General features: G+C 55.6%; 6 protein-coding genes. All 6 read right to left on the bottom strand.

The window, feature by feature from the left end:
- Positions 1–62: 62 nt before the first annotated feature.
- The 6 genes from rnr to hflK all read right to left on the bottom strand — a co-directional run bounded on the left by rnr (position 63) and on the right by hflK (position 7,868).
- Positions 63–2,516, bottom strand: a complete 2,454-nt coding sequence (gene rnr / locus RTK32_RS15735; protein WP_312045606.1) for a ribonuclease R — start codon at positions 2,514–2,516, stop codon at positions 63–65.
- A 19-nt stretch (positions 2,517–2,535) separates the two neighbouring features.
- The gene (gene nsrR, locus RTK32_RS15740; RefSeq protein WP_312045608.1) at positions 2,536–2,979 is read right to left on the bottom strand and encodes a nitric oxide-sensing transcriptional repressor NsrR; all 444 of its coding nucleotides are present in this window, start codon (positions 2,977–2,979) and stop codon (positions 2,536–2,538) included.
- A 186-nt stretch (positions 2,980–3,165) separates the two neighbouring features.
- Positions 3,166–4,464 (bottom strand): adenylosuccinate synthase, encoded by a 1,299-nt coding sequence (locus RTK32_RS15745; RefSeq protein ID WP_312045610.1) that lies wholly within the window; start codon positions 4,462–4,464, stop codon positions 3,166–3,168.
- A gap of 130 nt (positions 4,465–4,594) precedes the next feature.
- The gene (locus RTK32_RS15750; RefSeq protein ID WP_312045612.1) at positions 4,595–4,795 is read right to left on the bottom strand and encodes a DUF2065 domain-containing protein; all 201 of its coding nucleotides are present in this window, start codon (positions 4,793–4,795) and stop codon (positions 4,595–4,597) included.
- Positions 4,796–5,628: 833 nt separating this feature from the next.
- The gene (gene hflC, locus RTK32_RS15755) at positions 5,629–6,633 is read right to left on the bottom strand and encodes a protease modulator HflC (protein ID WP_312045614.1); all 1,005 of its coding nucleotides are present in this window, start codon (positions 6,631–6,633) and stop codon (positions 5,629–5,631) included.
- Positions 6,634–6,635: 2 nt separating this feature from the next.
- Positions 6,636–7,868: an FtsH protease activity modulator HflK gene (gene hflK, locus RTK32_RS15760; protein ID WP_312045615.1), complete on the bottom strand. Its 1,233-nt coding sequence runs from the start codon at positions 7,866–7,868 to the stop codon at positions 6,636–6,638.
- Positions 7,869–7,886: the final 18 nt, after the last annotated feature.

The following is a 7,886-nucleotide window of genomic DNA, read 5'->3' on the forward strand; positions in this document are numbered from 1 at the left end:
CAACTGGTCGTTTCATGCCGCATCCGTGAGGGGATGCGGCGAGGTTATGCGCCTGCCCGCTTTCAGGATGCGGGCGTATCGTTCTTTTTCGCGGCACGTTTGGACCGTGTCGCGGCGGCGATCTTACGGCTTTTATCCGACGGCTTGCGCGGTTTTTTCTCGCTTTTTGCCCCGTCTGCCGTAGCGGCTTTGCCGCTGCCGTTACGGAAGGCGCTGTCCGGCTCAAAGTTCACCTTTTTGGCCTGATCGCGACGGCGTTTACCGCTGTGCTGGGCAGCCGGTTTCTTCGCCCGGTCGCGTTCAGTTTTACCTTCCCCACGGGGTTTACGCGCGCTTGAAACCAGCGCGAAGTCGATTTTGCGCTCGTCCATGTGCACCGCATCCACGCGCACTTCAACCGTATCGCCCAGGCGATAGGCTTTGCCGCTGGATTCGCCAACCAGACGCTGGCCGATGGCATCAAAGCGGTAGTAGTCGTTGTCCAGCGTGGACACGTGCACCAGCCCGTCGATAAACAGATCGTTTAAGCGTACAAAGAAGCCAAAACCGGTCACGCTGGAGACTACGCCGGTAAAGGTTTCCCCTACCTGATCCTGCATAAAGTCGCATTTCAGCCAGTCGGCGACGTCGCGCGTCGCTTCGTCCGCACGGCGTTCGGTCATGGAACAGTGCTGGCCAAACTGCAGCATCTGTTGCATGTCGTAGTGATAGCCTCCCGTTGGCGTGGTGTTACCCTGCAGCGTATTGTTTTCCTTCGCCAGCAGATACTTGATGGCGCGATGCAGAAGCAGATCGGGATAGCGACGGATCGGCGAGGTAAAGTGCGCATAGGACGCCAGCGCCAGACCGAAGTGGCCGCGGTTTTCCGGGTCGTAAACGGCCTGCTTCATTGAGCGCAGCAGCATGGTTTGCAGCATTTCGGCATCGGGACGCGAAGAGATTTGCGTCAGCAGCTCCGCGTAATCCAGCGGATGCGGCTTGTTGCCGCCGCCCAGCGTCAGCCCCAGTTCGTTCAGCACGGAACGGAAGCTTTTGATATTTTCTTCGCTCGGACGATCGTGGTCGCGGAACAGCGCCGGCTCTTGGTTTTTCTCTACAAAGCGGGCTGAGGCGATATTCGCCAGGATCATGCACTCTTCGATAAGCTTGTGGGCGTCGTTACGCGCCACCTGCTCTACACGCTCAATACGGCGATCGGCGTTGAAGATAAATTTGGCTTCGTCGGTTTCAAAGGAAATGCCGCCGCGCTGCTCGCGCGATTTTTCCAGCACCAGATACATGCGGTGCAGCTCTTCCAGATCTTTTACCAGCGGCTGGTATTGCTCGCGAAGCTCCTGATTGCCCTGCAAAATGCTCCAGACCTTGTTATAGGTCAGGCGAGCCCAGGAGTTCATCACCGCTTCGTAATGCTTGTAGCCGGTCAGCTTGCCGGTGGCGGAAATGGTCATTTCACAGACCATACAAAGGCGATCCACCTGCGGGTTCAGCGAGCAGAGTCCGTTGGAGAGCACTTCCGGCAGCATAGGCACAACCTGCGACGGGAAGTAGACCGACGTCCCCCTGTTAACCGCTTCGTCATCCAGCGGCGTACCGGGGCGAACGTAATAGCTCACATCGGCGATAGCCACCCATAACCGCCAGCCGCCGCCACGTTTTCTTTCACAGAACACGGCGTCATCAAAGTCACGCGCATCTTCGCCATCAATGGTGACCAACGGCAGGTCGCGTAGATCCACGCGGCCCGCTTTAGCCTCTTCCGGCACTTCTTCTTTCAGCTTCGCAATCTGACGTTCCAGCGCTTCCGGCCAGACGTGGGGAATGTCGTGGGTACGTAAGGCCATCTCGACGGCCATTCCGGTTCCCATGTTATCACCGAGCACTTCCACTACTTTACCGACAGCCTTGCTGCGGCGGGTAGGACGCTGCATCAGCTCCACCACGACCACATAGCCCATACGGGCGTTCATCAGCTCTTCCGGCGGGATCAGAATATCAAAGCTCAGGCGGCTGTCGTCCGGCACCACAAAACCGACACCGGCTTCGGTGAAATAGCGGCCGACGATTTGATTATTACGCGGCTCCAGCACGCGTACCACGCGCGCTTCACGACGACCTTTACGATCGGCGCCCATGGCCTGAGCCAGGATGACATCGCCATGCATACACATCTTCATCTGCTCGGCGGAGAGATAAAGATCGTCTTTGCTGCCCTCAATGCGCAGGAAGCCAAAGCCATCGCGATGGCCGATAACTTTGCCGCGCAGCAGGTCCAGACGTTCCGGCAGCGCATAACACTGACGGCGGGTGAACACTAACTGTCCGTCACGCTCCATCGCGCGCAGGCGACGGCGCAGCGCTTCGACCTGCTCTTCGCCAGAGATAGAAAGTTCGTCCGCCAGCTCTTCACGGCTGGCAGGCTTTTCGCGTTTATCTAAATGGGAAAGGATAAATTCGCGGCTGGGAATGGGGTTCTCATATTTTTCAGCTTCCCGTTCCTTAAATGGATCTTTTGACATAGCGGTTCCTCCGTTGTCATTAGCTGCGGAAAGAGGGTTGCTCAATCTGCAGCAATTGGTAGAGCGGATGGTTGTCGACAACCAGGTCGGCCAGCGTGTAGCCGTCAAGCACGGCGAGAAAACACTGTACGGCCTCATGCAGCGCCGTTTTCAGACGGCAGGCCGGAGTGATGTGGCAAAAGTCACTGTGGCAGTTCACCAGCTGGAGCGGCTCCATATCGCGGACGACCTGGCCTATGACGATCTCACTGGCCGGTTTGCCCAGCCGGATACCACCATTTTTGCCCCGCACTGCAGCGATATAGCCTGCCCGACTCAGCTGGTTGATAATTTTGACCATATGGTTACGCGAGACGCCGTAAGTCTCCGTGACCTGCGTGATGCTGGTCATTCTGCCCGCAGGCAAAGCGGCCATAAAAATCAGCGCGCGTAAACCATAATCAGTGAAACTTGTTAGCTGCACGGTTACCTCAACGGCACGGCGCTAAATGCGCCAGCAATCCGCTCAAAATGAGTGTGTTGTCAATGATGATAAACCAGCCATCGTGTTCGAGGCCATTTTATTTCAGTAAGCGCTGATAAAGCGAGGGCGGGACGAGAAAGCGGGAGAAGAAATCATGGCCGGGCAGTGCCCGGCCTGGATAACATCCTATGCGTCAAACGGGTCGCGCAGGATCATCGTTTCGCTACGGTCAGGGCCCGTAGAGATGATGTCTACCGGCACGCCGGTCACTTCTTCCACGCGCTTGATATAATCGCGCGCGGCCTGCGGCAGGCCTTCCAGCGTTTTCACGCCAAACGTGGTTTCGCTCCAGCCCGGCAGCGTTTCGTAGACAGGCTCAATGCCTTCCCATCCGTCAGCGGCCAGCGGCGTGGTGGTCACTTCGCGACCGTCAGGCATGCGATAAGCCACGCAGATCTTCACTTCTTTCAGTCCGTCCAGCACGTCCAGTTTAGTCATGCAGAAACCAGACAGCGAGTTGATCTGTACCGCACGGCGCACGGCGACCGCATCCAGCCAGCCAGTACGACGACGACGACCGGTAGTGGCACCGAACTCGTTACCCTGCTTACACAGGAACTCGCCGGTTTCATCGAACAGTTCGGTCGGGAACGGGCCTGCACCCACGCGGGTAGAATAGGCTTTCACAATGCCCAGCACGTAGTCTACATAGCGTGGCCCGATGCCGGAGCCTGTTGCTACGCCGCCTGCGGTGGTGTTGGAGGAAGTCACATAGGGATAGGTGCCGTGGTCGATGTCCAGCAGCGTGCCCTGCGCGCCTTCGAACATGATCAGATCGCCATTTTTACGCGCGCCGTCCAGCAGTTCAGAAACGTCCACGACCATGCTGGTGAGGATATCGGCGATAGCCATAATATCGTTCAGCACTTTGTCGTAGTCGACCGCTTCTTCTTTGTAGTAGTTCACCAGCTGGAAGTTGTGATATTCCATCACTTCTTTCAGCTTGATGGCGAAGGTTTCTTTATTGAAAAGGTCGCCAACGCGCAGACCGCGGCGGGCTACTTTGTCTTCGTAAGCGGGGCCGATGCCGCGACCGGTGGTCCCAATCGCTTTTGCGCCACGCGCTTTTTCACGCGCCACGTCCAGCGCAACGTGATATTCCAGGATCAGTGGGCAGGCTTCGGAAATAAACAGGCGGTCGCGTACCGGAAAGCCACGATCTTCCAGACCCTTCATCTCTTTCATCAGCGCGGCCGGTGAAAGCACCACACCGTTGCCGATGATGCTGGTTACGTTTTCACGCAGGATACCAGAGGGAATTAAATGGAGGACGGTTTTTTCACCGTTGATGACCAGCGTGTGGCCCGCGTTATGACCACCCTGATAGCGAACCACGTATTTCGCACGTTCGGTCAGCAGGTCAACAATCTTTCCTTTACCTTCGTCACCCCATTGGGTGCCCAGTACGACGACGTTCTTACCCATTTCTAAAATCACCGATTGCTTAAAAATGGATTCTACCACCGTAAAACACGTCTTTCAGCACTTTTAGCACACGTTTGCGTACTTTTTTCCCCGCCGTGCTGTCCGGCACCGACGGGCGCTTTTTATGCTGTTAACCGCCGCCATGTACGCTGACGCTGTACCAAATTACCAGGCCAGCAACGACCAGTCCCCCGCCGAAACGACGCAGTAACCGATCGGGGATCTGGGCCATAGTCAGGATCAAACGTCGCCAGATACGCGGCAGCAGCATCGGGCCAATTCCTTCTAAAATCAGCACTAATGCCAGTGCTAACCAAACAGTTGCATTCATAAATGACTACCCGGAAAAAAGAGCCGTAGTATGCCACGGCTTTTTATCGGTTTGGCCGGGAAAATGAAAGAATTCATGTTAATGGCCTGCCCGCTTTGCACGCCCCGAACGGTTACCGGTATCTAAGGCACTGCGACGATCGGAACGGTGACAGGCAGAACGAGCAAACCCGCCAGGCGGGGGCTTCAGTCCCGATCTGAGGCGCCGCTCGCCAAACAGCCAGGTTAATGTTTCTGGCGGAGGCGGCAATGGAAATCGCCCTCGCCTGCGCTTTTTCTTGCAGCTTATACTGCGGTGGACCAAAGCTCTCAAATGCCTGCCGCTGTGGCCCGCTGCCCTTCAGTACACGCTCAAGTATGGAGTCTTCTGTGGTTGTATCATGCAGGCAATATAAAGGAATCAGATGGGTGAATGTTTGAAATCAGGCCATATTCCAGCCTGAAGGCAGGTTGCTATAACGGTCTGCCTAAATCCTCTGTTTCGCGTCAGGAGTCCGTTCCGGTTTGGTCATGTGAATTAAAGGCGGGCGGCATTTTTGCATGCTCTGCTTATTATCACGCTTTTATTAATGCTGCATCTAAAAGAGTTAATTAACTTTCCATTCTAAAAAATCAGCTTAATTAATAAAGGCAACTGATTATAAAAAATAGAATGCTGGCACCATTAATTAGCGTACAGGAAGGGTAATGAAATGAGCCTAAGCATGGTGACCCTTTAGCGGCAGGTGTTAAAAAATGGCGTAGTCAGGATGATAATTAATTAACACCTGTCTGAGGTTTGCAGAAAGAAATAAAAAAGCCGGGGAATATCCCCGGCCTGAGTATAAAAGACGGTTAGCGAGTCGCTTTCGAAGGCGACTGCATAAAGCGGAAGAAGTCGCTGTCCGGGCTCAACACCATCACGTCCTGATTGCTGTTGAAGCTGCTGTCATAGGCGCGCAGGCTGCGGATAAAAGCATAGAAATCCGGATCCTGGCTAAAAGCGTCAGCAAAAAGCTTCGCTGCTTCGGCATCGCCATCACCACGCGTCATCAGCGCGGTACGCTGCGCTTCGGCCAGAGTACGCGTTACTTCATAGTCGGCACCCGCACGCAGTTTCTCAGCCTCTTCCTGACCCTGTGAACGCTGACTACGCGCAACGGCTTCACGCTCGGCGCGCATGCGGTTATAGATAGCGTCCGAAACCTCGGTTGGCAGGTTGATCTGCTTAATGCGCACATCAACGACCTGGATGCCTAATGCCGCCATACTGTTCGGGTTCACCGCCGGCTCTTTACTGGTGGTTTCGCGCTCTACACGCGCCGCTGCAGAAGCGATAGCATCATCGGCCGCTGGCGTAGCGATCTCGTCGTCCTGACCTGCACTGCCGGTATTCAGGGCATCACGCACATCGGTCGTCAACCGTCCACGCGAGTCGGTGACAATATCTTTTACGTCCAGACGACCAATTTCGGAACGTAGACGGTCACTGAATTTCCGTTTCAGCAGCACTTCCGCCTGTGAAACGTCGCCGCCACCTGTAGCCAGGTAGTAGCGGCTGAAATCACTGATGCGCCATTTGATATAGGAATCCACGATCAGATCTTTCTTCTCTTTCGTCACGAAGCGATCGGCCTGGTTATCCATGGTCTGCATACGCGCGTCCAGCGACTTCACCGATTCCAGGAACGGGATCTTAAAGTGCAGGCCAGGCGCATAAACCAGCGGCTTATTTTCATCATCGCGCAGGACCTTGCCAAAACGCATGACGATGCCGCGCTGGCCTTCCTGTACCACAAACAGCGATGCGTAAAGCACCACCAGCACCACAATTATTACCACGATTAATGGCTTACGCATCCTTAATCTCTCCCTTCGCGCTGGGTATCGTTACGCTGAGCATTGACCCGACGCTGATCCATAATGCTGTCCGGACTGAACGACGACCCGTTACTGGCACGTTCGTTGCTGCCCGAGGCGGCCGGCAGGTGGAGCAGACTGTTGTTGCTCTGCCCGGCTGATGACGGAGCGCTCTGGCCACGCATCAGCTGATCCAGCGGCAGCACCATCAGGTTATTGCCCTTATCGTTAACCAACACCTTACGAGTGTGGCTAAGGACGCGCTCCATCGTTTCAATATAAAGACGCTCACGGGTAATCTCTGGCGCGGCCTTATATTCTGGTAGCAGCTTGGCAAAACGGGCGACTTCACCCTGGGCTTCCAGCACCGTACGGGTTTTATAAGCACGTGCTTCTTCCAGAATACGCTGTGCCTGACCGTTAGCACGTGGCTGTACTTCGTTGGCATAGGCTTCAGCTTCACGCACGTACTGCTCGCGGTTTTCACGGGCGGCAATAGCATCGTCAAAAGCCGCTTTCACTTCTTCCGGCGGGCGAGCAGCCTGGAAGTTGACGTCCAGCAGCGTAATACCCATATCGTAAGGCCTGATCGTCTCTTCCAGCTCGCGCTGCGTATCGCTACGCACTACGGTACGGCCTTCCGTCAGGATGCGATCCATGGTTGAACGGCCAATAACGCCGCGCAATGCACTATCGGTCGCCTGACGCAGGCTGTCATCCGCACTGGTCACGGCAAAAAGATAGCGTTCCGGGTTAGTGACGCGGTACTGCACGTTCATTTCTACACGAACGACGTTTTCGTCCGATGTCAGCATCGTTCCTGAAGCGGCCAGTTCGCGTACCGCCTCAACGTTGACGGCGCGAACCTGATCGATAAAGGTTGGCTTCCAGTTCAGGCCCGGTTCAACCAGATGGCTGAACTTACCAAACCGTGTTACCACGCCTCGTTCTGCCTCTTTAATGGTATAGAAACCGCTGCCGGCCCAAATCACTACCGCCGCGACCGCTACGATGCCGATCAGGCGACCGCCACGTCCCGGGGCCTGTTGGCCGCCGTCATTTTTACCCCCGCCGAAACCACCCAGTTTTTTGCTTAGCTTGCGGAAAATATCATCCAAATCAGGAGGCCCCTTATCGCGCCCTCCCTTGTTTCCCCCGGAGTTGCCGCCTTGATTATTGCTGCTCCCCCACGGGTCGCGGTCCTGTCCGTTATTCCCGGGCTGATTCCACGCCATGTTTCTGCTCCATTTATT

Source organism: Erwinia sp. (assembly GCF_031978025.1).
Lineage (GTDB): Bacteria > Pseudomonadota > Gammaproteobacteria > Enterobacterales > Enterobacteriaceae > Erwinia.